This window comes from Deltaproteobacteria bacterium (assembly GCA_030654105.1).
GTDB lineage: Bacteria > Desulfobacterota > SM23-61 > SM23-61 > SM23-61 > JAHJQK01.
The window spans coordinates 1-24,123 of the sequence record JAURYC010000271.1; the positions used below are offsets into that span (position 1 = coordinate 1).

Consider the following 24,123-nt stretch of genomic DNA (forward strand, 5'->3'; position numbering starts at 1 on the left):
TCACAGAGTGCACTTTTTATCTTGGAGGTAGTATAGGATATTCTGTATTTATTGTCAACAATTATGCCGTTATGTATAACGTGCAAAATCTCGAAATTTTGTTAAAAAACGTAGGGGCGGCCCTCTGTGGCCGCCCGTAAAATGGGCAACCACGGAGGGTTGCCCCTACAATTTGCTTTCACCCGTGTTCTAAGCTGTTCTTTGTTCTAATTTTTTGGTTATAGCTCTGTGATCTCTGTGTCCTCTGTGGCTAATTTATTGGATCATTTAAATCGATGGCTGTAAAACCTCTCTATCTTAATTTTTTCGAATTTTTGGGCCAGATAGGAAAAGAAGATCCTTGGCTGGCCTATCAGCGGCTTTATATCCAACCTCATCTAAATTTTTTTGAAGCCTATTGGAAGACATTCAACCATTTTGACTCGCCGCAGATTGCCGCAAGGGTCAGAAAGATCAAAGAAGAAGATTATGGCCAGCTTAGATCGTTGGTTCAATCCCAGGATCCGGCGGTCTTGGCTGAGGCGGCCCTGAACCGGTGCCGGGGTACCCTGCTCCTGAATCCTGAGCCCTTGGTGTATCTCTTTGTAGGTTTCTTCAGCGCTGATGGCACAACCTTGGAAGTGGAAGGTTGGCCATCCATCGCTCTCGGGTTGGAGCGTTTTAAGGACTTTAAAGACCTTCCTCTCTTGGTCTCCCATGAATATTGCCATTGTGCCCAGCGTTCTCTCCTCAGAAATTTTTTTCCACCCCAAGAACGCCCGCTCCTCTTTTTTATCGTGGCCGAGGGACTTTCCGTTCTTTTTAGCGAAGTTGTTTACCCGGAGATCCCCTTGCACCGCCATCTGTTCTTAACGCCAGAGCGACTGCAATGGTGCCAGGAAAATCAGGAGGTACTGCTGGAGTTGGCCGGAGCCGATTTGGCTTCGGAAAAACTCGTTCCGATCTTTTTCGGACCTGGAGATGCCAATGCCGGCCTACCACCGCGCACAGGGTATTTTGTGGCCCGGCAGATGCTGGGACATTGCCTAACCCACCACGGAGCGGAAGATTTTGGCCGAGAATTTCCTGGTTTCGAAGAATTATTTCGTAAAATTATCCAAGAAAGCAAGATTAAACTTTCCCAGGTAGAAAAGAGGTAAGAAAACAAAGTGCTTTTGCCGCAAACCAAAAGTCCTTTTTTGCTGGACTACGATGGGGATCTGAATCCCCAGCAATTGGCCGTGGTCAAGGCTGCGGGGGGGCCCATATTAGTCATCGCCGGTGCGGGTAGCGGTAAAACCCGAGTCGTGACTTACCGGGTAGCTTATTTAATCGAGTCGGGTGTAGATCCCTCAAGGATTTTGTTACTCACGTTCACGAATAAAGCTGCCAGAGAAATGCTCCACCGGGTAGAAGTTCTTGTTCCAACCGCTGGAGGGGCAGGCGGGAGAGTATGGGGGGGAACCTTCCATCATATCGGCAACCGGATCCTCCGCCGGCACGCCCCATTAGTGGGGTATCAGCCCAACTATTCGATCCTTGACCGGGATGACGCCAAAAAATTGATGAATTCCTGCCTATCCGACCTGAAGATCAATCCCAGAAAGTCCCGATTTCCCAAAGGAGAAGTTATTGGAAGCCTTTGGGGGTTAGCGGTGAATACGCGCAAGCCAATCGCTGAGATTGTTTTAGAAAGGGTTCCCTATTTTCATGGCTTTTTGGATGACATCCAGGCTGTGGTTGAGCGCTATCGGAACCGGAAGCGAGAGCTAAATGTCATGGATTTCGATGACCTCCTTTTTTATTGGGAAACCCTCCTCCGGGAACATCCAGAAGTGCGGAAGCGTTATAATGAACAATTTCAACACCTTTTAGTCGATGAATACCAAGACACCAACCGCCTCCAGGCCGATGTTCTGGACCTTCTGGCCAGGCAGCATGGGAACATCATGGTAGTGGGCGATGATTCTCAGTCCATTTATTCTTTCCGGGGTGCCAACTTTGCCAACATCCTCACTTTTCCGGAGCGTTACCCAGGTTCGAAGATCTACAAACTGGAGGTGAATTACCGATCCACGCCTGAGATTTTACATCTGGCCAATACCAGCATCGTCCATAATCGCTACCAGTTCCCGAAAGAGTTGCAGACCATCCGCCCGCCAGGCTCCAGGCCTATTCTGGTTCCAGTTCAAGACATCATGGAACAGGCTTCTTTCGTGGCCCAAAAATTGGAGGAAATAAACCAACAGGGAGTCCCCCTGGCGCAAATGGCTGTTCTTTACCGGGCCCATTATCACTCCATGGAATTGCAGATGGAGTTAAGCCGGCGAAGAATTCCTTATGAAGTGCGGTCAGGTTTACGATTTTTCGAACAAGCCCACATCAAAGACGTGAGTTCCTACTTGAAAATCACCAGCAATCCCCTGGACGAACTGGCCTGGAAAAGGGTTCTTCTGCTTTATCCTAAGATCGGCAAAAGCACAGCCGATAAGATATGGCAGATGGTTCTTTCCGGCTTTTTGAATCCACAGACGTCTATGGATGCTCCAGAGGTGTTGCAGAAAATTCCCGGCCGGGTTCGGGAGAATTGGCGCCTGTTCAGCCGAACCCTGTCTATGCTTCGTGATCTCGAAAAGACCTCCGGCCCGGGGGGGATGATTGACCGGGTTCTGCAAGAAGGGTATGAATCCTATCTCCAGTCTAAATATCCTGACTATGAGTCCCGGATGGATGACCTGCGACAGCTTGCCGCTTTCGCTTACCGCTATTCCTCCTGTCAGGATTTTCTCAGCGAGTTGGCTCTCCTTACTTCCCTCGAGGGAGAATCCACGCCCGTTCGGGGAAGAGATGAAAATGGAACAGTAAAGCTCAGCTCTGTGCATCAGGCGAAGGGATTAGAATGGTCAGTGGTTTTTATCATCTGGTTGGCCGAAGGGCGGTTTCCCTCGGTACGGAGCCTGTTGGAATCAGGCGGGGAGGGGGAGGAAGAGGAGCGTAGACTTTTTTATGTGGCGATCACTCGGGCCCGGGATGAGCTTTTCCTCTGCTATCCGCGGTTTGCCCCTGACCGGGGAAGAAGGGAAATGATTCAACGGCCGTCTCGATTTATTGCCGAGCTCTCCGGCGTAGGGTATGAACGATTTAACCCGGATGAGGAGGGTGATGATCGGTGGTAAGATTTTTATTCCGGAATGATCTTGGCCCAAACTTTCCGGGTGCGCGGGCCATCGAATTCGCAGAAGAACAGCCCCTGCCAGGTTCCCAGGGCCAGTCGCCCGCCCTCGATAAAAAGGGTCTGGGACGGGCCGATAACGGTAGATTTGATATGCGCGGCTGAATTCCCTTCCGTATGCTGATAGGGACCGGCAAGCGGGATAAGCCGGTTGAGTTCTGCAAGGATGTCTTGTTGAACGCTGGGGTCAGCATTCTCGTTAATGGTTAAGGCGGCTGTTGTGTGGGGGACAAAGAGGACCAAAAGCCCACTTTCCACTTTATTCTCCCGGATGAATTTCTGAATCTGGGCTGTGATGTCCACCAGTTCGATCCGGCTATGAGTGCGAACGGTTAGCTCCTGGTAAGGCATAGAACACTCCATAGATGAAAAAAGATGATGTTGGGATAATGAATCGTCTGCTAAACATTGGGCCAATTTTAATGAATTCGTAAAAAAGCAAAATTTGCCACAGAGCACACGGAGAACACAGAGCGAACATATTTATGAATAAAAGCTTTTCTCTAAACCTTTGTACTACTAACCTTCAAATTCTGGAAATTTTTATTAAGATTTTTCATTTTGTCTTTTGTTATAAAGATTTTGGTTATAGCTCTCTGATCTCTGTGCCCTCTGTGGCTAAAATAAGACTATCAATTTTAATGTGTCGCGAAGATGAAAAGAGAAGGCAATAACGTAATTATTTTAGCATCGGCTTCCCCCCGTAGGCAAGAACTCTTGGCCTTGTTAGGCATCCAATTCAAGATGATTCCCAGTCAAGCCGATGAAAGTTTTTTCGCAGGAGAATCGCCGGAGGAGCATGTCATGAGGCTGGCCCGAGCCAAGGCTGAAGATGTTGCCGCGCAAAATCCGAGTCGCTGGGTGTTGGCCGCGGACACGGTGGTGGAAATCGATGGGAAGATTTTGGGCAAGCCCAAAGATCGTTCGGAAGCAGAAGAAATGCTCCGGTTGCTCAGTCAGCGCGAACATCGCGTGCTCACCGGTTATTGTATCTTGAACGCATCGTCCCCGCAAAGAAAAGAAGGAAAAGTAATCACCTGGGTGAAATTCAAACCTCTCTCAGCAGAAGAGATTCACTGGTACGTGGGCACCGGTGAACCTTTCGATAAGGCAGGAGGCTATGCGGTTCAAGGAAAGGCCGCCTTTATGGTGCAAGAAGTCAGAGGTTCTTACACCAATGTAGTGGGTTTACCACTCTGTGAAGTCATCGAGGATTTACGGGCATTAGGGGCGGGTGATTTTTTTGCCACAGAGGGCACAGAGGAACAATGCTTAATAGCTAAAAACGAAAAACGTAAAAAACCAAATGGGTGATAAAGTGAAAAAATTTGGCTACTTTTTCCGACCTTTGATTTTCGACTTTCTGAAAAAATCTCTGTGTTCTCTGTGATCTCTGTGGCCAAAAGGAAGAAAAGTGTCGGATATTGCGGAAAATTTAAAGCGAGTTGAGGAGCGAATGGACGCGGCCGCCAGGCGCGCCGGGAGGAATCCCGAGGAAATCCGCCTGGTGGCTGTCAGCAAAACCGTAGCAACGGAACGCGTGCTCCAGGCCATCCAGGCCGGAGTGAAAATATTGGGGGAAAATTACGTACAGGAGGCCAAGAAAAAAATCGAAAATGTGGGGCACAATGTGGGTTGGCATTTTATCGGTCACCTGCAAACCAACAAAGCCAAAATGGCTGTTCGCCTCTTCGATTTGATCCACTCCGTAGACAGCTTTAACCTGGCTAATGAACTGAACCGGGCAGCGGAACAGCAAGGGAAGGTCCTACCCGTTTTACTCCAAATCAGCCTGAGTGGAGAAGCGACCAAATTTGGAGCGTCCGAAAAAGAGATTTTCCGTATGGCTGAGGAAATGTCCAAAATGCCGGCTCTTTCGGGCGTAGGCCTTATGACCATGCCCCCTTACTTTGAAAATCCGGAAGATTCCCGAATTTATTTTATCAAGCTGAGAAAATTGGGGGAACGCTTAAGGCAAGAGAACATCCCCCGAATTGTAGTGAACGAACTTTCTATGGGGATGTCGAACGATTTTGAGGTGGCCATTGAAGAGGGAGCTACGTTGGTCCGGGTGGGAACAGCAATATTCGGCCCCCGGTTATCCCCATGAGCAAATAAATCCTCTTGCCCGATTCTTAGAGCAATGATAAATTAGGGTACAAGTAAAAAAATAAGCGGGGAAAATTATGCCGATCAGCAAAGAACAGGTAATCAAAGGCGTGGCTGAAAAAGCGGGCCCTTCCATCACAGTGGAGGCGAAGCTGGAAAAGGGTTTGTGGCGGGTAACGTTGACCAAGGAAGGGAAGACTTCATCCTTGGAGTTAAAGAGAGGGTTTATGGAAGATTATTTTGAAGAAGGAGAGTATCAACAGGAGATGGCCCTCGAGAGCCGGATCAATAAAGCCTTGCGAGAACTGAAGTAATAGACGTTCTCAGGAACGCCTTCAAATGCCCCCAAGAGGTAGTTAGAATATAAAATCTCCGGTAGATTCGACTATACTTTTGGAACATCCCCCGGAAATAGTGAAATAATAAAAAACTTTTCCGTCTGCAGTTTTATAAGGTTCATTTCAATCCGTTTATCCCCATCCCCGCCTGGGGGAAAAGCCTATTTTTCCTATCGAAAGAATGGAATGATCTTTAATTCAAGGCAGATCGAAATCAATTTAAAGTAAAGGAGGTGTAGCGTGATCATCAACGTCAACCATACCAGTTTTACAGTTAGCGACCTGGACCGATCTATATCCTTCTACCGTAATTTTCTGGGTTTAGAGCTTATTTCCTTAACCGGGAGGGACCCGGCTTTCTCGGAAAAAGTCACCGGGATACCAGGCGCGAACTTAAAAATTGCCTACCTACAGGCTCCTGGGCACCGCTTGGAATTGATCCAGTACCTCAGCCCGTCCGGGGAAAAGCTTGATTGTCGGACGAATAATATCGGCAGCGCTCATTTGGCTTTCAACGTCGATAATTTACCCGCCCTGTATGCAGACCTAAAGGCCAAAGGGGTCCAATTCAAATCAAAACCCCTTGAGGTTCCCGCCGGTCCTAACAAGGGTACCATGGCTGTGTATTTCACCGACCCGGATGGCATCACCCTGGAATTCCTCCAGGCCCCGGTTGTCAAAACGTAAGCTGAAGGGGATAGGAAAAGAAAACATCTTTTTTCCTACACTCATCAGTCTATAACTTCCCTCCGGGAATTATCCGCTTTTCCCCTAACGCCCTCCTATATTGATCATAACTGATTAAGGAATATTGGTTAAAAAGTTTCAAAAAGCCACAGCCTGGCAAGAACTGACCCCAAGATGTTCGAGGAAGGGAAGGATTGGAAAAAAATCAATTCATAAATCCGGGAGACCTTTCTGCGGGGAACGGTGGTAAAGAATTGCAAAAAGCGATGAGGCCCCCATATGAATAACGATGAAGGTTAGAAGGACATAATAATAACTTCCGCTATGGTCGAAGATCCAGCCGGCATAGATCGGGGATAAAAAAGTTCCCAGGCCAGTTCCGATTCCTACGATCCCTCTCAAGATGGCATAGCTGCGGCGTCCAAAAAAATCTCCAATCAAAGCCCAATTCTGGGGCACGGTTCCCATGGTAATCGCCAGCCCGATGGGCAAGGCATAAAGAGCGGCCGGTGATTGACTTAGCATCAAGGCCAGCATTCCCAGGACCGTGGCAATGATACCGACGCTGCATAAAAGAGATTTGTTCCATCGGTCTCCTATCCAGCCGCTTACCAGCGTGGTGATGATGGCGAAGAAGGCAAATAGACTTATTAAATAGGCACTCGCTGCTTCACTCATTCCTTGCCACACCAGAATGGGGACAAAATGAATCGTTAAGGCGACGGTGACAAGAACCCGAAGGGTGATGCTGAAAAATAATAACCAGTAATTTAAAGTTCTCAAGGCTTCTCCAACAGTAAAGTTTAATTCCGCGCCTCCATCTCGCATTGGGTTGGAGGCGTTTAGGGGGCTTCCTTGCGCAGACCGACCATCCGGCGAAAGCCCCAGAACCTCAGGAGTCCGGTGGATGGGGATGGCGGCCGGGAGGACCACGATCAAAATGATCAGCCCGGCGAGGACCGCCCCCGTGCGCCAACCAAAGTTTAAGATCCAATAGGAAAGCAAAGGAGCCATAACCATTCCGCCAATATTTGTCGCGGCGCCGGTGATGGAAAACCCCAACCCTCGGTTGCGGATAAACCAACTGTTTACGACGGCATAAACAGGGTGGAAAAAGCCGGCGTTGAACCCTAAAGAAATGATAAAAATATAGATAAAGAAAAAGGAGAAAAAGCTATGCACCAGGGAAAGCAGAATGAGCCCAATTCCCGACAAAGTCGCCCCGACAATAATCACCACCCGGGGTCCAAACCGGTCGATCAAATACCCAACGAGGGGGCCTTCTGCACCCCCTTCCAGGCGGGCAGCTCCGTATAAGAGAGAGATGGCCGCACTACTTACGGCCAGATCCCGCTTCAATGGCAGGAAAAAAACCGTAAAGGCTTGGGAAAGGATTCCTGCGCCTACGGCCAGGATCAGAGAGCCGAGGAGAACTATCCACCATCCATAAAAAACCTGCTGGGAGATCCGTCTGGAAAAAGGGATTTTATTTTTCATAACGGGTAATCTAATAATAAAAGGTTGCTATCAGGAATGCAACCTTCTTGAGGCCGACAACGAAAAAAGGGGGCAGAAGGGCAAAAGGAATGAGATCTGGTTTCGTTATATGAAAATTTAGTTGGCATAGTTTCTCCACAACATGAAACCCCCGAGTGGAGTTCGCGGGAATAGTTTATCAAATAGAAGGGGAAGAGAGAGGGCCTATGGAAAAGATGTTGCAATGTAAGCTCTGACCTCATATATTAAAATTCTGGCGATGTCATATCGTTGGTTAAAAGCGAGGGAGAAGTAATAAATCAAAAAAAGATTAGGGGAAAGCATGGAAAGAATGGTGATTGGGAGAACAGGACTTGAGGTGTATCGACTTGGATTCGGAGGAATTCCCCTTCAGCGGGCAAGCGAAACCCAGGCGGTAGAGACGGTTTTACATGCCATCCATCTGGGGGTTGATTTTATCGATACTTCCCGAGCCTACACCACCAGTGAGCGGCGAATTGGCCTGGCCCTGAAGCAAACGGATAAGAAAGTTACCTTGGCCTCCAAGTCCCATAGTAAAACAGCGGAAGGCGCTCGTGCCGATTTGGAGATAAGTCTGAAGGAACTCCAGAGGGACTATATGGACCTTTACCAATGTCACTTTGTGAAGGATGAGGTGGATTACCAAAAAGTGATTTCTCCAGGAGGCGCTCTGGAAAGTCTGAAGAAAGCAAAAGAAGAAGGTTTGATCGGCAATATCGGGATTACCAGCCACAGTCTGGATGTACTGGATCGTTCTCTCGATGATGGACTTTTCGATACTATCATGGTTTGCTTCAGCTTTCTTGAGCCTCTGGCCCGGGAAAAGATCATCCCCAAGGCCCTGGGGAAAAATGTGGGGGTGATCGCCATGAAGCCCTTTTCCGGGGGGGTTATCGAAAATGCCCGATTGGCCTTGAAATATGCCTTGTCCCACTCTGGGATTTTGGTGATTGCCGGGGTGGAGCACAAAGACCTCTTCGAAGAAAACTGGAAAGTCTTTCAAGCTGGCCAACCGTTGACGGAGGAGGAGAAAAAGGAGATTGAAGAAATACGCCAGCGCTATGAAAAGGTCTTTTGCCGGCGGTGCGATTACTGTCAACCCTGTTCAGAAGAGATTCCCATTCAGGCGGTACTGGGCATCCGCTCCATGGTCAAACGGATGGGGGAAGGGATTTTGCAGAAAGGCCGGCATCGGGAAGCCATCGATAAAGCCAGAAACTGCACCGCTTGTGAGGTGTGTAAGGATCGTTGTCCCTATCAACTTCCCATACCGAACCTGATTGAGGAAAATCTGCAGTGGGTGGATGAACAACTGAAGTCCTCTGGTTCTCTGCCAGGCTAAGGTTTTCCAGGGATCGCGTGGGTTTATATTGCTGCTTTGGGCCTCGGAATGGAATCGGAAAAATAGAAAGCAAGGAAAGCGAGGTTGCTTCATGAAACTCCCTCTCGGTGGAATCCGTGTTCTGGAGTTGGGTCATACGGTCATGGGACCGACCTGCGGCCTGGTGTTGGCCGATATGGGGGCAGAAGTGATCAAAATTGAAAGGGCTCCTCGGGGAGACGATACCCGCCGGCTCCTGGGTTATGGGCAGGGATTTTTCCCCTTCTACAACCGTAACAAAAAAAGCATTGTGCTTGATTTGAAAGCCCCCCAAGGGCTTGAAATTCTGAAAAAACTCGTGCTCCATTCGGATGTTTTTATTGAAAACTTCGGGCCGGGAACCGTAGATCGGTTGGGCTTGGGCTATGAAGAATTGTCCAAGTTAAATCCACGATTGATCTATTGTTCCCTGAAAGGTTTCATGAAAGGGCCTTACGAGAACCGGCCGGCCTTGGACGAAGTGGTTCAGATGATGGGCGGTCTAGCCTATATGACCGGACCTCCCGGGCAGCCCCTTCGGGCGGGAGCTTCGGTGGTGGATATTATGGGAGGGAGTTACGGGGTCATCGGCATCCTCGTAGCCCTCTACGAACGGCAGACAACAGGAAAAGGTCAGTTTGTCCTTGCTTCTCTGTATGAATCAACCGCTTTCCTGATGGGCCAGTTTAGGGCCTATTCCGCCATTTCTGGAAAGCCGGTTTCTCCGATGCCCAAACGGCTGAGTTCTTGGGCCATCTACGATATATTCAAAACCAAGGGAGGTGAAGATATTTTCATCGGCATTACCAGTGACAAACAGTGGAAGAGTTTTTGCCAGACCTTCGGCCATCTTGATTTAGAAGCGGATGAGCGGCTTCAATCCAACAACACCCGGGTTGAGCAGCGATCCTGGTTGATTCCTGAACTGAGGAAAATTTTTCAAGAAAAAACCAAGGAGGAAATCATCCAGCTGTGCGAGAAGGCGGGGATTCCTTTTGCCCCGATTGCCAGACCGGAAGACCTCTTTCAAGACCCGCAACTGAACGAAGGTGGAAGCCTTGTAGAAATTTTACTTCCCGGCGGAGGTCGGACCAAGCTTCCCCGCATCCCCGTTCGATTGGGCGCTTATGATTTTGGCCTACGCATCAATCCCCCCGCAGTAGGAGAAGGAACCCGTGAGCTTTTGAAATCCATCAATATTTCTGAGGAAGAAATCGAACAATTGAAAAAAGAAGGGGTTCTTGTCTTTTAATGAAGCTTTTACTTGCCCTCCACTGTTACACCAGCAGGTTTGCGGGTGGGAAAGAACCTGCTCTTTCCCGTGATGAAGGGGCTGGGAAAAAGCGGCAGATAAATTTTGGGAGGAGGTTTTTTTATGGCAACGTTAGCTACCAAAGCCGATACGAGCTGGACGCAGAAATGGTTCCGCGAACAGTATGAACCTTGGTTTCAGGAGGCCCGGCCCTTGATCGAGCAGCACCAATATGGAGCCGCCTTAACCTTTGGTAGCGGCTATACGGAAAAAATGGGGTTACATCAAGTTGACGTAACCCCATTTTTATTTGGTGGAGCTGAGGGGGATCGAACCCCTGACCTCATGAATGCCATTCATGCGCGCTCCCAGCTGCGCCACAGCCCCACAAATTGAGCAGACTAAAGCCAAAATATCATAAGGTTAAGACCCCTGTCAACAATTTTTATTTTTTCTTGACAGGCCTTCTGCCGCCCATTATAATTCTTTTAATTTCCCCGTTCTTTTTAATCTTGGCCTGATGTGCCGGCGTGGTGGAACTGGTAGACGCGCGGGACTCAAAATCCCGTGTCCCTTGCGGACGTGTCGGTTCAATTCCGACCGCCGGCACCAACTTTTGAAGTTTCTACACTTTCCGCCCCCTGGCATTTAATTCTAAGAAATGGATCACCTCTCTAAATTCTGCAGACTTTCCTAAAATTACATCTGAGACTTACCCGTTCATTCTCCACTTTGCTGAATTGCTCCTCAGGCAATGGGATATTGTTCTCGGGATCTTTTAAAAGGGACTGCATATCCTTTACACTTCCCCGAATGTACCCCTTTATTCCTTCAACTTCCGCCATGGTCACCGAAAACGAGTTGGCCTTATTGGAAGGGAGATTATACTCGACAACCTGTAGAGAGTCTGGAGGGAAATTCCATTTTTCCATGGCATAAAAAGCATAACAGGCAAGCTGGATGGATAAGTCTTCTGAGGAGGCCTTCCCTGTTTTCCAGTCGTAGATGATAGTGGAATTCCCTTCCTGTACGGCACAGTCAATAGCTAAATTAATATTAATATTATCCAAATGAAAAGAAGAGAATTCCTCCACTTCAAGCCACCCGTCTTTGCCATGGGATTTTAAGCCAATATAGATATCCGAAGCATAGAAGTTTCTGAGGCAAGTTTCGACATTTTGGGCCATTTCTTTCCACTGCTGATCGGTGACCTCTACTCCGTATTCATGCTCAAAGAGGGCACAGGTCTTTGGTTTTTTCCAATAATTTTTCGCTCTTGAAGACCGAAATTCAGCCCTCATCCGGTTGAGGGTAATGGAGATAATCTCCTCCACAGGGAGGACTTTGATTCCCCTTCGAATATTGTTAATGCTTCTTTGGATGCAATGATGGATTTTCTCTCCCGCCCAGGTTTGGCGGTTTTTAAGGTTCTTCAGGATGTAAATTTGACGGGTTCTTTCTGGAGCATCCTTAAGCCAGCCATTCCAAAAGCCGTAGTAAGCAAACCAGTACTGTCTGGGGCAGGTTTTGAAGGTTTCATCCCTGGTTTTGGACCAGGAGAACTCGTTCTTGAGATTGGTCATCGGAGTGGCAACCTGTTCACTGAAGCCGCAAGCAGGTCTATTTTGTTAATCATTTTACACCTATGAAAAAAAATATCAAGTCCACTTATTAAGCTGGAAAATTTTTTTAGGCAATTACTCTGTTTCCGAAAAAATTCGCGAACTTGATTTCCACCCAATTTCTAAAAATATGAAACCGTGAAACCGTGAAACCGGGACGTTGCTCAAAATCATCAAAATTGTTATTTAGAAAAGAAGTGTGCCACTCGTTTTAATATTGGATCTCTGATACTCTTCTATTAGCAAAGACATCTAAAAGTATCCTCTCCTATCCTATTGTCTAACGAGATTTGGTTTTCATTTCAAAGAATACGATCGGCATTTTGGGCACTGCGTTCTACTGGGTCCGGCATGTTCGTAGCAAAACCAAAGGCCGCATTTGGGACAATATTTTACGCCTAAGTTCCCGGAGTCCGTTTCCTTGTTGCATATCGCGCACCTGACTTTTGCCATCGTTTTCCTCCACCTGGATATTCAATCCCTCGATCAAATTACTTAGGCCGCTCTGACTCCCTCTCTTGACGTATGCAAAAAATTACATTACGATGGTATTATGATCACGCCAGATCCGGACCTTGAACCTGATTGGGATGATTATAATATAGAACACATCGCGCAACATGGGCTTAGGCCGGAGCAGGTAGAAGAAGTATATTATAGCGAGGGTCCTTACCCGACCCTCGCGCTTAGAAGCAAAAAGAAAATAGGCCGGATGAGTGAATATCGATACAGACTTTGGGGTACTGATGCATCCGGCTTGGGTGTGGAAGCTATCATTGCTCCTTATCCTGAATTTGGGGTTTGGCGATGCGTGACTGCCTTTCCCATGACGCCTTCAACCCAGCGAGCTTATTTTAGGAGGCTTAAAAAATGAACAAACTGCCAGAAAAAATACGAAAGAGACTGCAAAAAGAAGCCCGCTCCTGGGATACCTCCATAGCCCAAGAAAAACCGGGAGAAACTGCCCAGGTTCTTGAACAATCAGTAATTTTCAAAGCCTACCGCCCCACCCGGCAGCCGGTCTCCCTCCGTATGGACCCGTTTGATCTTTCCATGGCGAAGCGCATCGCCCGCCGAAAAGGACTTTCTTGCACCCAGCTCATGTCCATGTGGCTGCACGAAAAAATCGACCAAGAAAAAGCTGCTGCCGGCAATGATCGGTAAAAGAATGGGGAGGAAAAGTATGAAACTCAAAGGCCAAACCGCACTCATCACCGGGGCAAGCCGTGGCATCGGGGAAGCCATCGCCCGCGCTTTGGCAGCGGAAGGCGCGCAGGTTGCTATCACGGGACGCTCGGCACAGGAGTTGGAGACGCTGCAAAAAGAGTTTAGCGGGCTGGGCGTGCGATGCGAAAGTATCGTCGCCGATCTCACGCAAAACGGGGCCGTCGAGCAAGTGTGGGCGCAAGCGACGCAAGCGTTTGGACATATTGACATCCTCATGAACAACGCGGGCATGGGCAGCAGCGCCAACCCCAAATCCGTGGTAGATTACGACGACGCCTTCTGGGAGACGTTACTCTACGTCAACCTCACTGTGCCGTACCTCTTCTCGAAGAAAGCGTTACCCTCGATGATCGAGCGCAGGTATGGACGCATCATCATGACCGCGTCAGTCAACAGCAAGATTGGTTTGCTGCACGGCGCGGCCTATGCGGCGAGCAAGCACGGACTCTTGGGGCTGATGCGTACGTTGGCGATTGAGACGGCGCAGCAGGGCATCACCGTCAACGCCATTTGTCCTGGGCCGGTGCGCACACGCATGAACAATTTGCGCGTGGAGTATGAGGCGAAGCGTCTTGGCATATCCGTCGCGGAATTCGAGGCGAGCTTGACGCCGATTGGCCGCCGTCTCGAACCCCACGAAATTGCGCCGCTCGTCGTGTATCTCGCCAGCCGCGAAGCGTCCGTCATCACGGGACAGGCCTTCAATATTGATGGCGGGTTTTTGATGGTATGAAGTGAACCGTGAGGGGTAAGGGGTAAGACAAGACACGCAACATCTGACCCGTGGCCAGTCTCCTAAAGGGGTTAGGGGGCAAGCATTGTAGGGGACTTGACCGTGATTGGGAAATAAGTAATAGTAGGAAAAAAAAGAAGGAGTGAAATAATGGAACCAAAGGTACCCACCCGCGAAGAGGCCTTGGCCATCTTGCACCAGTATAACGAGAGCGATAGCTTGCGCAAACACGCTTACGCCGTCGAAGGAGTGATGCGCTTTATAGCCAAAAAGCGGGGTGAGGATGAAGAAAAGTGGGGCATAATCGGCCTTATTCATGATCTCGATTATGAAAAGTTTCCCGATCAGCACTGCAGGAAAACGAGAGAAATTCTCGCCGAACACCATTGGCCAGAGGAATATATTCGGGCCGCCGTTTCTCATGGATGGGGGATATGCTCAGACGAGGTGCCCCAAACGGACCTGGAAAAAGTTCTGTATGCCATTGATGAGCTCACGGGACTCGTGGTGACGACCGCTTTGGTTCGACCTTCCAAGAGCGTTTTGGATGTAACCGTGAAGTCGGTAAAGAATAAATGGAAAGACAAGAGATTCGCCGCCGGCGTGGATAGGGCGGTCATCGAAAAGGGTGCTGAGAGATTGGGAGTTGGCGTAGAGGAACTGATAGAAGATACGATCAAAGGAATGCAAGGGGTGGCGGAAGCCATAGGCTTAAAAGGAAATCAAACCTAAAACCTCACTTTGGCAGTTTTCCAGCACCCTGCAAAGAATGCCGGAAAAGAAGTTCTGGTGGTTGCCTCTAACCCGTGGAAGATGTTTTTACCCGCATCCGGGCGCAGGAAGTGATCTGCGCCTGCCCCCGGATATTTACCCGGCGGATGATCGTGGGAGAAAGCCAGACTCCAAGTCGAGATCTTGATGCCTTCCAATACAGTCCCTGGCTGGTCGCTAACCTGAGTCTGAAAGCCCTTCCCCCGGCACGGTCCGGGGCTCCCCTGGCCTGGGATAATGTCATTTATGACAGCCCGTCTTTGGGTTATGTGCTCGCCACCCACCAAAGCCTAGCGATGCACGTGCGGGAAACGGTCTTAACCTATTATTATGCGATGGTAGAAGCCCCTCCGGCTCAGGAAAGGACCCGCCTACTGCGCACGCCCTGGCAGGACTGGGCTGATTTCATTCTTTGGGATCTTTCCAGACCGCACCCTGAAATCAGGAACTTAATCACCCGCATGGACCTGTTTTGCTGGGGGCACGCCATGGTTCAGCCCCGGGTTGGATTTATCTGGGGAAATGCCCGCCGGCAGGCTGCCTTGCCGCAGGGCAACATTCATTTTGCCCATTCCGATTTAAGCGGATTTTCGATTTTTGAAGAGGCCCAGTATCGCGGGGTTTTAGCAGCGGAAAAGATCCTGGCGAAACATGGGATCCCCTTTTCTTCCTCGCTATAAAGCCAATAAAAGATGTTCCCTCTTGGGAATATCCGTTGGTGGCGGTCAGGAGATCTGGACTTAGGGCGTACTTGTAATGCGGCGTTTTTTTCTTCGATCCAGGATTTCAGCAGGGTAGAGTCAAGGAGCAATCCTTACCTGGTTTCACCTGAAAGGACCGTCGTGGGATTCCGTTCTCCAGATAAAAATTTGACTTCAAATATATTCTATCGTAAGAGTAATAAAATGCCCCCACCGATACTAAGGAATGAACTAATAATTTTTTCTGTTGGCAAACGCTAAGAAATATTCTTTGTGTCCACGCTTTACCTTTGGCGAAGTGAAAAAGAGAGGAAAGAAATTTTAAAACCAACCCCGGGAGGTTTTTATGGAATTCATAGAGTCCCATGTGCATGCGGACGTTCTGGTTATTGGTGGGGGGAGCGCGGGGGCGATGGCTGCGATCCGGGCCAAAGAAGTTGACCCCACACAGAAAGTCGTAATCTTCGAAAAAGGGCATATTCTTTATAGCGGCTGCATTGCCCGGGGAATGGATGCCCTGAACATTGTAGCCGTCCCGGGCAAGACCACACCTGAGCTTTACGTCGAGTCCAACGGGATCGCCTGTGAAGGCATCATGGATGAACCGGTCAATTACCGCATGGCCGAACGCAGCTACTCGATGATGAAAAAATTAGAAAGTTGGGGGGTTTTTTTCCCCAGGGATGCGGAGGGAAATTATGAGCTCCTCCAGGTCCATCCTAAAGGCAAATTCTGCTTGTCCATGAAGGAACCGGAGCTGAAGACCATCCTGGCCAAGCGCTTAATCGGATTGGGCTGCCAAGTCTTCAACCGGCTGATGGGGTTACAATTGATGGTCGAGGAGGGGCGGGTCGTTGGGGCCATTGGCATCAATATCCACACGGGCGAATTGGTCGTTTGCCATGCTGGATCGGTGATCCTTTCTTCAGGAGGAACAGCGCGTTTCGGGTTACCCAACAACGGTTACCTTTATGGGGTCTACGATTTCCCAGGCAACACGGGGGATGGATACGCCATGGCCTTTCGAGCCGGGGCGGAAGTCACGGGTTTTGAATACACTCTGAATTACTACATCATCAAGGATATCAATGCGCCGCTCCTTTACATCACCTTGACCCGCGGGGCGCATCTTCTCACCGCCATGGATGTTCACCTGGAAGACAGCCATCCCTCCATCAAGTCAATGTTTACCGAACACCGGAAGGATGTGGGGCCTCTGAGGATTCGCATGAAGCACCTATCTGAGGAGAAGATCCGGGAGATCGAGGACATCCTCTTTACAACGGAACGGCCGGTTCAGCAACGCTTCTTCGAAGGGCGGGGCGTCAATTTCCGCACCGGCGACATCGAACTCTGGCCCACCGAATTTTATCTTTGCGGAGGCCACGGCATGACGGGAATTTTTGTGAACGAAAAGGCCGCCACAACATTGCCCGGGTTATACGCCGCGGGAGATGTTTCCCTCGTCGCCCGGGGCCATCTGAGCGGAGCGTTTGTTTACGGCGAGATCGCCGCTGAAGAGGCGACCGAGCAGGCGCGCAAACATCCGCCGGTGAAAAAAAGTGACCCTCATGGCTTGGGAGACCTGAAAAAGGACTTGCGGAAACGGAGCGAACAAAAAGACGGTGGAGTTTCCATCGAAGAATTTGAGTATAAGGTGCGTCGGTTGATTGGGGATTACGTGACCCCTCCGAAAAACGCCTACAAATTGAACCAGGCGCTCTGGTGGATGAACCGCTTCCAGCAAGAGATCCGGGAAAAGGTCCACATTCGACACATCCATGATCTCTTCAAGGTTTTGGAAGTGGAGAATATCATCCTCTGCGCCAAACTTTCGGCCACTGCTTCCCTGGAGCGCAAGGAGAGCCGCTGGGGCTTCTGGCATTACCGGTCCGACTTTCCCCAAAAGGACGATGAAAACTGGCAGAAACACATCATGCTGAAGAAGGGCGAAGCCCCGGAAGAAATCCGTATCTACCATCGGCCTGTGGCCAAGATACAATAGGGGGGAAAGATGGATATCAATATACTCACCAGCTTGAATGACAATATCCGTATTGATCGTGATAAATGCACGGCCTGTGGGCGGTGTGTAGAAGTTTGTGTATTAGACAATCTGCGCCTGCAACTTTCTCCTTGCCGCCAGGCTTGCCCGATCGGAATGAACTGTCAGGGATACATTCATCACCTGGCGAAGAGGGAGATGGAGAAAGGTCTGGAAAGGGTTCGGGAAACGGTTCCTTTTGCAGGAATCCTGGGCAGGATCTGCTCGAGGCCCTGTGAAGCGGTATGTAACCGGATCAAAGTGGATCAACAGCCTGTGGCCATCCGTGATTTAAAGCGGTATCTCTCGGACCAGGACGGGGAGCCCCGGACCCCGCCAATCTCTTCGGAACGGTCTCAAAAAGTAGCCATCGTAGGATCGGGTCCCGCTGGCCTGACCGCAGCTTTCTACCTCCGGGCGTGGGGTTTCCGGGTAACCCTGTACGATAAAGAATCTGCCCCCGGGGGTTTGATGCGCTGGGCCATACCGGAATTCCGCCTTCCTCAGAAAGTTTTAGATAGAGAGCTTACTTTCCTTGAGGGCATGGGCGTGGAATTCGTAGGGAACCGAACTTTGGGTCAAGACCTGGAACTGGAAAAAGTAGAGCAAGAGTATGACGCCGTTCTTCTGGCCCTTGGAGCCTATGGTCAAACCCGCCTGGAAATTCCCGGAGAGGACGCCCAGGGAATTCTTCCGGTTTTGCAATTCATGAAGAAGGTGCGGCAGAAGAAACCTCCCCAGTTGGGTGCCAGGGTTGTGGTTATTGGAGGGGGCAATGCTGCGGTAGATACCGCCCAGACGGCTTTACGTCTGGGAGCAAAAAAAGTACATTTAGTGAGCCTGGAGAAAATGGAGGAGATACCAGCTTTTTCCTGGAGTATTGCCGAAGCGGAAGAAGAGGGGGTCAATATTCAGAATGGGTGGGGCCCGCAGAGGTTTCGGCTGGAGGGGGAAAAAGTAGCCGGCGTCAGCTTCAAAAAATGCGTGGCCATGTGTGACTCTCGGGGAATTTTTTGTCCCAGCTACGACGAAAAGACCACCATGGATTTACCTGCCGATACGGTCATTCTGGCCATCGGACAGAAGACCGAGTTGGAGTTGGTAGAACCTTCCTGGCATGGGCCATCGGGCATGCGCTGCCATCCCATTACCTTGCAAACGCCGAATTCTAAAGTGTTCTCAGCGGGTGACTTTATCCAGGGCCCCAAAACCATTGTAGAAGCCATGGCTCACGGGAAAGAGGCAGCTATATCCATTCAGCGCCTCCTGCAAGGCGAGGATTTACATTATGGCCGGGGAAATGTAACCCCTTATGAGTTGCAGTTTGAACCCGACCTTTCCCGGGCCCAAACTCGGTCGCGGGTAGCCATGCCAACCCTGCCGGGATCTCAAAGGAAGGGATTTCAGGAAGTGGCCAAAGGATATTCCCAAGAAGCGGCGATTGCGGAAGCGGAGCGCTGTTTGAATTGCGGCGTACCGTTCGGGCTGCGCACCTGCTGGTTCTGCCTGCCCTGCGAGATCGAATGTCCGGAAAAAGCCCTTTACGTGGAGATTCCCTACCTCCTGAGGTAGAGAAGAGGGAAAAGGTGAAATGGGGAATAAAAAATGAAGTGGGATAGGAGGAAGGCAAGAAAATTCTTTTTATCTCTAAATTTAAAAGTGCAAGGAGGTTAGGATGGAGAAATTTCTACCCGATTTTCGATAAGACGAGATCCCGGCGTCAGGCATGAAGTCGCCTGTTGACTCCCTACTCCTGGCTTGTTACACTCTGAGCGGTGGAACAAATTCGGAATCGTCACAGGGAGATAATCAATTGGTTCCAGGTTGGGGTGGGGATGACCGGTCACTATTGATCACTGGTGAAGCTGCAATAGGGAGGAGAAAACATGATCATCGGCGTACCGCGGGAAATTAAGACTCAGGAATACCGAGTGGCCCTTACCCCCGCCGGGGTAGACGCCCTGGTCCGGGCTGGCCACAGTGTAATCATCGAGGATCAAGCGGGTCAGGGCAGCGGTTTTTTCAATGCGATCTACCAGGCAGCCGGCGCCAAGATCGCTGATTCAGCTGAAGCCGTATGGAATCAAGCCGAGATGATCGTCAAAGTGAAAGAGCCTCTGCCGGGCGAATACAAATTTTTTCGGCCCGGTTTGGTTCTTTTCACCTTTTTGCACCTGGCGGCTGAAAAAAGCTTGACCTTGGCCCTCATGGAAAAGAAAGTTGTGGCCATTGCCTATGAGACCGTGGAGTTGCCGAACGGCAGCTTGCCTCTTTTAACTCCGATGAGTGAAATCGCCGGGCGCATGTCTGTTCAGGTTGGAATGACTTTTTTAGAAAAACCCCAAAAAGGCAGGGGAGTACTGCTGGGAGGTGTGGCTGGTGTACACCCCGGATCAGTGGTCATTATGGGGGGAGGAGTGGTGGGAACCAATGCCCTAAAAAGAGCCATTGGCCTGGGGGCCCGGGTTACGGTAATTGATAAAAACCTGGATCGATTGCGATATCTCGATGATTTGTTTTTCGGCCGGATCGAGTCTCTGGCATCCAACCGTTACAATATAGCGGAAGCGACGACGCAAGCCGATTTATTGATCGGAGCGGTCCTGATTCCTGGTGCCTTAGCTCCCCACTTGGTTACGGAAGAAATGGTGCGGGCCATGATGCCAGGAAGCGTGATCGTCGATGTAGCCATCGATCAGGGCGGATGTGTGGAAACAATTGATCATCCAACTACCCACGATAACCCGACCTACCTGAAATATGGAGTGGTGCATTACGCCGTAGCGAACATTCCTGGAGCCGTTCCGCGTACGGCGACGGTTGCTCTTACCAACGCCACCTTGAGTTACGTGGAAGCATTGGCCAATAAAGGTTGGCAGAAGGCTGTCCGCGAGGATCCGGCGTTAGCCAAAGGAGTCAATGTACTGGAGGGAAAGATTACCTATTGCGCCGTCGCTCAAGCCCATGGGTTAGAGGATTGCTCGTTAGATAAAATCATCTGATTATGGACCTCTTCCAACGAGTACTTTATTTCGCCCTTCTGTAACCAACCCGCCGGCCTAAAATACAGCCTGGCGATGGATAAAATACCGTATTCACCCCATTTATCTCCTGCAATTGATTACTTATGATTCATTAATAGCTTGATTGTATAGGAAATTTCTTTTTGGACACGGATGTACACAGATTATCAGGATAAACTAAAAAGAAAATAATTATCTGCGGTTATCTGCGTAAATCTGCGTCCTATTAAATTTATTTGTACCAGCGGAAAAAACTTAAAAAACAAATTGAAGACAGGCAGCTCATCCCCAATCCGGTGGAAAAGGTAATGGACAAGCCGGCATCAGGGAAAAGCGAAGGGGTAAGTTCCTTCTCAGAAGGAGGGTGGTATGAGCTACAAGGAGCGGGGAGTTAAAAAATGGCTGGCAGAAAATCGGCAGGAAATGATCTGTTGTCCCTACCAACCCGGGCAATTGATGATTTCAAAGCAGTCCTGTTCCAAACGTTATGAGATAGGGCAAAGGGAGGATTTTGATGACCTTATGAAAGGGGATGTCTTTAATTATGCCTATAAAAAGGGTCTTTCCCTCTGCCGCAATTGTCCCATTGGAAAGAAATTGGCTATTGCCAGGCCAGTGGTAAAAGATGCCGCGGAACACCGCAACAGTCCCCGGAAATTTAAATCAAGGACACCAGCCCAGCGAATCGCCCGATAGACATCAGCTCCGTGCCCTTCAAGGAAGGGGCTGGTTTCGTAATCGAGGAGGTCACTTACGGGTTTCTTTAAACGGAGAGGTTCCTGTCTTTAACGGTTTCGATCAAAAAAGACAGGTATTAGAGGCACATCCCCCGGAATAATCGGAGCCAACGAAAATCAAATCATTGGGGAAGGCAGGCTGGTCTTTTTCCTGGTTTCCTAAAGAAAGCACCTGGTCTTCTTTACTTCCATAGCGATAGATTGTGATCCCCTTACATTTCAATTTATAGGCCAGTAAATAGATCTTGCGGACATCCTCCACCGTCGCTGCGCTGGGTAAGTTAATCGTCTTGGCAACAGAAGCGTTTACGGATTCCTGATGAATAAAGCGCATGAGTTTTCCCGCAAAGGAAACCACTTCCTTAAAGTAGGGGAATTGGGCATAAATTCCAAGTTGCGCATCATCTGGTAGAACTTTTCTTCTGCCTCTGGAACGGAAAAGGAAGACTTGAATTCTTTCTCAGCCAGAGCCACATGAGCAGCAACTCTCCGGAAAAGCTTGCTGGGAGTTTCGATGATATTTTGCTGATCATTCCTTAAAAGGTATCGTTTCTTTAAAACTTCCGTCGTGTTCACTGGAAGCTTTAAATCATCTTTGATCCCCAAAGCCGACTTGGCCATGCGAATGTCGCTTCGTCTTTCCCGGTAAAGGATATAACTTTTGGCGATCCGGCTATACCCTTCCTCCATTAAAACCGTTTCCACCGCATCCTGAATGGCTTCCACGTGGAGGGTTTGGCCTTTATATCGGATGTTCCAGGCTTAATTTTGTGGAGCTATCTGATAAATAAGGGGAATTTCTATTTTTATTCTCAAAAATGTAGTCATGTATATAATGGATTAATTGTTTTTTGTTGAATAAAATACTTGACATAATGATTATACTATGATAGAAATGAAGTCATGTATATCACGGAAGTCCTCACAAAGACCCAAAAGGGGAAAATTTCCCACCGATGTGTTCTCCTTCGTGAATCCTATCGTGAACATGGAAAGGTCAAAAACCGCACGATAGCCAACCTCACCCATTCTAATCCCAAAGAAGTGGCAGCCATGCGTTTGGCCCTGGAGCATAAGGATGATCTCAAGGTGTTGCAATCCATTGACGCAGTGGAACTTGAGCAAGGGATGAGTATTGGAGCCGTGTGGTTGGTGTATGAGGTTGCGAGACGGTTAAGGATCGAGGAGGCCTTGGGGGAGGGGCGTGAAGGGAAGTTAGGTTTGTGGCAAGTGATAGCCCGGGTGATCGATCAAGGGTCTCGGCTTTCAGCCGTCCGTTTGGCACAAGTCCATGCGGCGTGTGATATTTTGGGGATGAGAGAGGGGTTTGATGAGGAGGATCTTTATCAGAACCTGGGGTGGTTATCAGAGCATCAGGAGGCCATTGAGAAGCGGTTATTCAGAGCGAGACGGGGAGGTAAAAAGCCAGAGTTATTTTTATATGATGTGACCAGTAGTTATTTTGAGGGGCAGCAGAATGCGTTGGCCTGTTGGGGATATAGTCGGGACAAGAAATCGGGGAAGAAACAGGTGGTGGTGGGGCTACTTTGTGATGAGGGGGGAGAACCCGTATCGGTGGAAGTTTTCACAGGGAATACTCAGGATTATGAGACGTTTGGGAGCCAGGTGAAGAAAGCAGGGGAGCAGTTTGGTTGTGAGCGAGTGACCTGGGTAGGAGATCGAGGCATGATCAAAAGTGCCCAGATCAGAAAGTTGAACGAGGTCGGGTTTCACTACATTACGGCGATCACGAAGCCACAGATTGAGAAACTGTTGAGGACGGGCATTTTTCAGATGGAATTGTTTGACAAGGAAGTTTGTGAGGTGTTGCAGGATGGGGTGCGTTATATCTTAAGGCGAAATCCAAGGAGGGTAGAGGAGATTGTTGGGAGTCGGGAAGAGAAGAAAAAAAGGGTCGAAGCTTTATGTCAAAAGAAGAACGTCTATTTATCTGAACATCCACGCGCTCACGTCACCCTGGCCCTTCAAGAGGTGCAAGAGAAGATCGAACGTTTAAAGATCGATCGTTGGCTGAGAGTTGAAACGGACGGGAGTAAGTTAGAGTTGAAAGAGGATGAAGAAGCGTTAGTCGAAGAGGGGAGGTTGGACGGGTGTTATGTGATCAAAAGTGATTTACCCAAAGAGATAGATAAGCAAATGATCCATGATCGTTACAAGGATCTGGCTGAAGTGGAGCGGGCTTTTCGTACCTGCAAGACAGGCCTGCTGGAGATGAGGCCCTGGTATGTGCAACTTGAGAAAAGTACTCGTGGTCATGCCTTGGTGGTGATGTTGGCTTATTTGATTACCCATTACTTGCAAGAAGCGTGGGTAGATTTTGATTTGACGGTAAAGGAAGGGTTGAAAGAATTATCCATGGTATGCTCTATGGAGATGATTCTTAAAGGCCAGGGGTCTTGCCATCGTATTCCCACGCCTCGTCAAACATCGGCTAAATTACTTCAAGCTGCCGCCGTGCGGTTGCCTCGTGTTCTTCCTTATTTAGGGGCAACTGTAGTCAGTAGAAAAAAACTCCCGTCACGTCGCAAAAACCATTGAATTCAGATGGTTAGTTCCCATGGTCTATTCGCTTAAATATGGAACATCCGTTGAAACGTACGCGACCCGAACCTCTGCCCTTGCCGATCGGACCTTTCTGGTCCGTCCCGGAAGCGACGGAGCTCTGGCTCTGGGATTGATGCACCTGTTACTTCGCGAGAACCTCGTCGATCAAGAATTTTTGTCAACTTTCGTTCAGGGGTTTGAGGAATTAAAAACGAGAATTCTCCC

At 49.3% G+C, this 24,123-nt stretch carries 24 protein-coding genes and 2 tRNA genes; 20 read left to right on the plus strand and 6 right to left on the minus strand.

Annotated elements, in window-relative coordinates:
* Positions 1-275: 275 nt before the first annotated feature.
* Both Q7V48_11610 and Q7V48_11615 read left to right on the plus strand, forming a co-directional pair.
* Complete coding sequence (locus Q7V48_11610; GenBank protein ID MDO9211373.1) at positions 276-1,139, plus strand: DUF2268 domain-containing putative Zn-dependent protease; 864 nt, start codon at positions 276-278, stop codon at positions 1,137-1,139.
* 39 nt (positions 1,140-1,178) lie between these two features.
* Positions 1,179-3,155, plus strand: coding sequence for an ATP-dependent helicase (locus Q7V48_11615; GenBank protein ID MDO9211374.1), 1,977 nt, complete (start codon positions 1,179-1,181; stop codon positions 3,153-3,155).
* A gap of 5 nt (positions 3,156-3,160) precedes the next feature.
* On the opposite strand, the gene Q7V48_11620 is transcribed toward Q7V48_11615, so the two are convergent.
* Positions 3,161-3,562 carry a secondary thiamine-phosphate synthase enzyme YjbQ gene (locus Q7V48_11620; protein MDO9211375.1) on the minus strand — a complete coding sequence of 134 codons (402 nt, stop codon included), beginning with the start codon at positions 3,560-3,562 and terminating at the stop codon, positions 3,161-3,163.
* 303 nt (positions 3,563-3,865) lie between these two features.
* On the opposite strand from Q7V48_11620, the gene Q7V48_11625 reads away from it, so the two are divergent.
* The 4 genes from Q7V48_11625 to Q7V48_11640 all read left to right on the plus strand — a co-directional run bounded on the left by Q7V48_11625 (position 3,866) and on the right by Q7V48_11640 (position 6,345).
* The gene (locus Q7V48_11625) at positions 3,866-4,525 is read left to right on the plus strand and encodes a Maf family protein (protein MDO9211376.1); all 660 of its coding nucleotides are present in this window, start codon (positions 3,866-3,868) and stop codon (positions 4,523-4,525) included.
* Positions 4,526-4,625: 100 nt separating this feature from the next.
* Positions 4,626-5,321, plus strand: a complete 696-nt coding sequence (locus Q7V48_11630; GenBank protein MDO9211377.1) for a YggS family pyridoxal phosphate-dependent enzyme — start codon at positions 4,626-4,628, stop codon at positions 5,319-5,321.
* 76 nt (positions 5,322-5,397) lie between these two features.
* Positions 5,398-5,634 carry a hypothetical protein gene (locus Q7V48_11635; GenBank protein MDO9211378.1) on the plus strand — a complete coding sequence of 79 codons (237 nt, stop codon included), beginning with the start codon at positions 5,398-5,400 and terminating at the stop codon, positions 5,632-5,634.
* Positions 5,635-5,898: 264 nt separating this feature from the next.
* Positions 5,899-6,345 (plus strand): VOC family protein, encoded by a 447-nt coding sequence (locus Q7V48_11640; GenBank protein MDO9211379.1) that lies wholly within the window; start codon positions 5,899-5,901, stop codon positions 6,343-6,345.
* Positions 6,346-6,555: 210 nt separating this feature from the next.
* Here the strand turns inward: Q7V48_11640 and Q7V48_11645 are convergent, their stop codons facing one another.
* Positions 6,556-7,842 carry an MFS transporter gene (locus Q7V48_11645; GenBank protein MDO9211380.1) on the minus strand — a complete coding sequence of 429 codons (1,287 nt, stop codon included), beginning with the start codon at positions 7,840-7,842 and terminating at the stop codon, positions 6,556-6,558.
* A gap of 322 nt (positions 7,843-8,164) precedes the next feature.
* On the opposite strand from Q7V48_11645, the gene Q7V48_11650 reads away from it, so the two are divergent.
* Together Q7V48_11650 and Q7V48_11655 are read left to right on the plus strand one after the other, a co-directional pair.
* Complete coding sequence (locus tag Q7V48_11650; protein MDO9211381.1) at positions 8,165-9,205, plus strand: aldo/keto reductase; 1,041 nt, start codon at positions 8,165-8,167, stop codon at positions 9,203-9,205.
* A gap of 91 nt (positions 9,206-9,296) precedes the next feature.
* Entirely contained in the window at positions 9,297-10,475 is a 1,179-nt protein-coding gene (locus Q7V48_11655) for a CaiB/BaiF CoA-transferase family protein (protein ID MDO9211382.1), read from the plus strand.
* 311 nt (positions 10,476-10,786) lie between these two features.
* Here the strand turns inward: Q7V48_11655 and Q7V48_11660 are convergent.
* Positions 10,787-10,862: transfer RNA gene (locus tag Q7V48_11660), tRNA-Ala, on the minus strand.
* Positions 10,863-10,999: 137 nt separating this feature from the next.
* Here Q7V48_11660 and Q7V48_11665 point away from each other — a divergent pair.
* Positions 11,000-11,087: transfer RNA gene (locus Q7V48_11665), tRNA-Leu, on the plus strand.
* A gap of 62 nt (positions 11,088-11,149) precedes the next feature.
* On the opposite strand, the gene Q7V48_11670 is transcribed toward Q7V48_11665, so the two are convergent.
* Entirely contained in the window at positions 11,150-12,058 is a 909-nt protein-coding gene (locus Q7V48_11670; GenBank protein ID MDO9211383.1) for a PD-(D/E)XK nuclease family protein, read from the minus strand.
* A gap of 592 nt (positions 12,059-12,650) precedes the next feature.
* Between Q7V48_11670 and Q7V48_11675 the strand changes: the two genes are divergently transcribed.
* The 9 genes from Q7V48_11675 (at position 12,651) to Q7V48_11715 (ending at position 21,292) form a co-directional block, all read left to right on the plus strand.
* On the plus strand, positions 12,651-12,971 hold the full coding sequence (locus Q7V48_11675; protein ID MDO9211384.1) for a hypothetical protein: 321 nt from the start codon (positions 12,651-12,653) through the stop codon (positions 12,969-12,971).
* Positions 12,968-13,261 (plus strand): hypothetical protein, encoded by a 294-nt coding sequence (locus Q7V48_11680; protein MDO9211385.1) that lies wholly within the window; start codon positions 12,968-12,970, stop codon positions 13,259-13,261. The genes Q7V48_11675 and Q7V48_11680 overlap by 4 nt, the downstream gene beginning before the upstream one ends.
* 19 nt (positions 13,262-13,280) lie before the next feature.
* Positions 13,281-14,057, plus strand: a complete 777-nt coding sequence (locus Q7V48_11685) for an SDR family NAD(P)-dependent oxidoreductase (GenBank protein MDO9211386.1) — start codon at positions 13,281-13,283, stop codon at positions 14,055-14,057.
* A gap of 150 nt (positions 14,058-14,207) precedes the next feature.
* Positions 14,208-14,789 carry an HD domain-containing protein gene (locus tag Q7V48_11690; protein MDO9211387.1) on the plus strand — a complete coding sequence of 194 codons (582 nt, stop codon included), beginning with the start codon at positions 14,208-14,210 and terminating at the stop codon, positions 14,787-14,789.
* Positions 14,790-14,863: 74 nt separating this feature from the next.
* Positions 14,864-15,508 (plus strand): hypothetical protein, encoded by a 645-nt coding sequence (locus Q7V48_11695; protein ID MDO9211388.1) that lies wholly within the window; start codon positions 14,864-14,866, stop codon positions 15,506-15,508.
* A gap of 367 nt (positions 15,509-15,875) precedes the next feature.
* Entirely contained in the window at positions 15,876-17,534 is a 1,659-nt protein-coding gene (locus Q7V48_11700) for an FAD-binding protein (GenBank protein MDO9211389.1), read from the plus strand.
* Between the two features lie 9 nt (positions 17,535-17,543).
* Positions 17,544-19,145 carry an FAD-dependent oxidoreductase gene (locus Q7V48_11705; GenBank protein MDO9211390.1) on the plus strand — a complete coding sequence of 534 codons (1,602 nt, stop codon included), beginning with the start codon at positions 17,544-17,546 and terminating at the stop codon, positions 19,143-19,145.
* Between the two features lie 314 nt (positions 19,146-19,459).
* On the plus strand, positions 19,460-20,575 hold the full coding sequence (ald, locus tag Q7V48_11710) for an alanine dehydrogenase (GenBank protein ID MDO9211391.1): 1,116 nt from the start codon (positions 19,460-19,462) through the stop codon (positions 20,573-20,575).
* Between the two features lie 390 nt (positions 20,576-20,965).
* The gene (locus tag Q7V48_11715; protein MDO9211392.1) at positions 20,966-21,292 is read left to right on the plus strand and encodes a hypothetical protein; all 327 of its coding nucleotides are present in this window, start codon (positions 20,966-20,968) and stop codon (positions 21,290-21,292) included.
* 102 nt (positions 21,293-21,394) lie between these two features.
* On the opposite strand, the gene Q7V48_11720 is transcribed toward Q7V48_11715, so the two are convergent.
* Both Q7V48_11720 and Q7V48_11725 read right to left on the minus strand, forming a co-directional pair.
* Positions 21,395-21,667 (minus strand): hypothetical protein, encoded by a 273-nt coding sequence (locus Q7V48_11720; protein MDO9211393.1) that lies wholly within the window; start codon positions 21,665-21,667, stop codon positions 21,395-21,397.
* Positions 21,640-22,059 (minus strand): ribonucleotide reductase N-terminal alpha domain-containing protein, encoded by a 420-nt coding sequence (locus Q7V48_11725; protein MDO9211394.1) that lies wholly within the window; start codon positions 22,057-22,059, stop codon positions 21,640-21,642. Before Q7V48_11725 ends, Q7V48_11720 begins: the two co-directional genes overlap by 28 nt.
* Positions 22,060-22,236: 177 nt before the next feature.
* Here Q7V48_11725 and Q7V48_11730 point away from each other — a divergent pair, with 177 nt between their 5' ends.
* Both Q7V48_11730 and Q7V48_11735 read left to right on the plus strand, forming a co-directional pair.
* Positions 22,237-23,892: an IS1634 family transposase gene (locus tag Q7V48_11730; GenBank protein ID MDO9211395.1), complete on the plus strand. Its 1,656-nt coding sequence runs from the start codon at positions 22,237-22,239 to the stop codon at positions 23,890-23,892.
* Between the two features lie 19 nt (positions 23,893-23,911).
* The coding region (locus Q7V48_11735; GenBank protein MDO9211396.1) for a molybdopterin-dependent oxidoreductase at positions 23,912-24,123 on the plus strand (212 nt) is incomplete at its 3' end.

Coding starts and splice junctions, on each gene's coding strand:
- Q7V48_11625 (MDO9211376.1), top strand. CDS start 3,866: ATGAAAAGAGAAGGCAATAACGTAATTATTTTAGCATCGGCTTCCCCC.
- Q7V48_11610 (MDO9211373.1), top strand. CDS start 276: ATGGCTGTAAAACCTCTCTATCTTAATTTTTTCGAATTTTTGGGCCAG.
- Q7V48_11705 (MDO9211390.1), top strand. CDS start 17,544: ATGGATATCAATATACTCACCAGCTTGAATGACAATATCCGTATTGAT.
- Q7V48_11730 (MDO9211395.1), top strand. CDS start 22,237: ATGTATATCACGGAAGTCCTCACAAAGACCCAAAAGGGGAAAATTTCC.
- Q7V48_11655 (MDO9211382.1), top strand. CDS start 9,297: ATGAAACTCCCTCTCGGTGGAATCCGTGTTCTGGAGTTGGGTCATACG.
- Q7V48_11690 (MDO9211387.1), top strand. CDS start 14,208: ATGGAACCAAAGGTACCCACCCGCGAAGAGGCCTTGGCCATCTTGCAC.
- Q7V48_11620 (MDO9211375.1), bottom strand. CDS start 3,562: ATGCCTTACCAGGAGCTAACCGTTCGCACTCATAGCCGGATCGAACTG.
- Q7V48_11645 (MDO9211380.1), bottom strand. CDS start 7,842: ATGAAAAATAAAATCCCTTTTTCCAGACGGATCTCCCAGCAGGTTTTT.
- Q7V48_11715 (MDO9211392.1), top strand. CDS start 20,966: ATGAGCTACAAGGAGCGGGGAGTTAAAAAATGGCTGGCAGAAAATCGG.
- Q7V48_11675 (MDO9211384.1), top strand. CDS start 12,651: ATGATCACGCCAGATCCGGACCTTGAACCTGATTGGGATGATTATAAT.
- Q7V48_11700 (MDO9211389.1), top strand. CDS start 15,876: ATGGAATTCATAGAGTCCCATGTGCATGCGGACGTTCTGGTTATTGGT.
- Q7V48_11635 (MDO9211378.1), top strand. CDS start 5,398: ATGCCGATCAGCAAAGAACAGGTAATCAAAGGCGTGGCTGAAAAAGCG.
- Q7V48_11680 (MDO9211385.1), top strand. CDS start 12,968: ATGAACAAACTGCCAGAAAAAATACGAAAGAGACTGCAAAAAGAAGCC.
- Q7V48_11685 (MDO9211386.1), top strand. CDS start 13,281: ATGAAACTCAAAGGCCAAACCGCACTCATCACCGGGGCAAGCCGTGGC.
- Q7V48_11720 (MDO9211393.1), bottom strand. CDS start 21,667: ATGCGCTTTATTCATCAGGAATCCGTAAACGCTTCTGTTGCCAAGACG.
- ald (MDO9211391.1), top strand. CDS start 19,460: ATGATCATCGGCGTACCGCGGGAAATTAAGACTCAGGAATACCGAGTG.
- Q7V48_11670 (MDO9211383.1), bottom strand. CDS start 12,058: ATGACCAATCTCAAGAACGAGTTCTCCTGGTCCAAAACCAGGGATGAA.
- Q7V48_11650 (MDO9211381.1), top strand. CDS start 8,165: ATGGAAAGAATGGTGATTGGGAGAACAGGACTTGAGGTGTATCGACTT.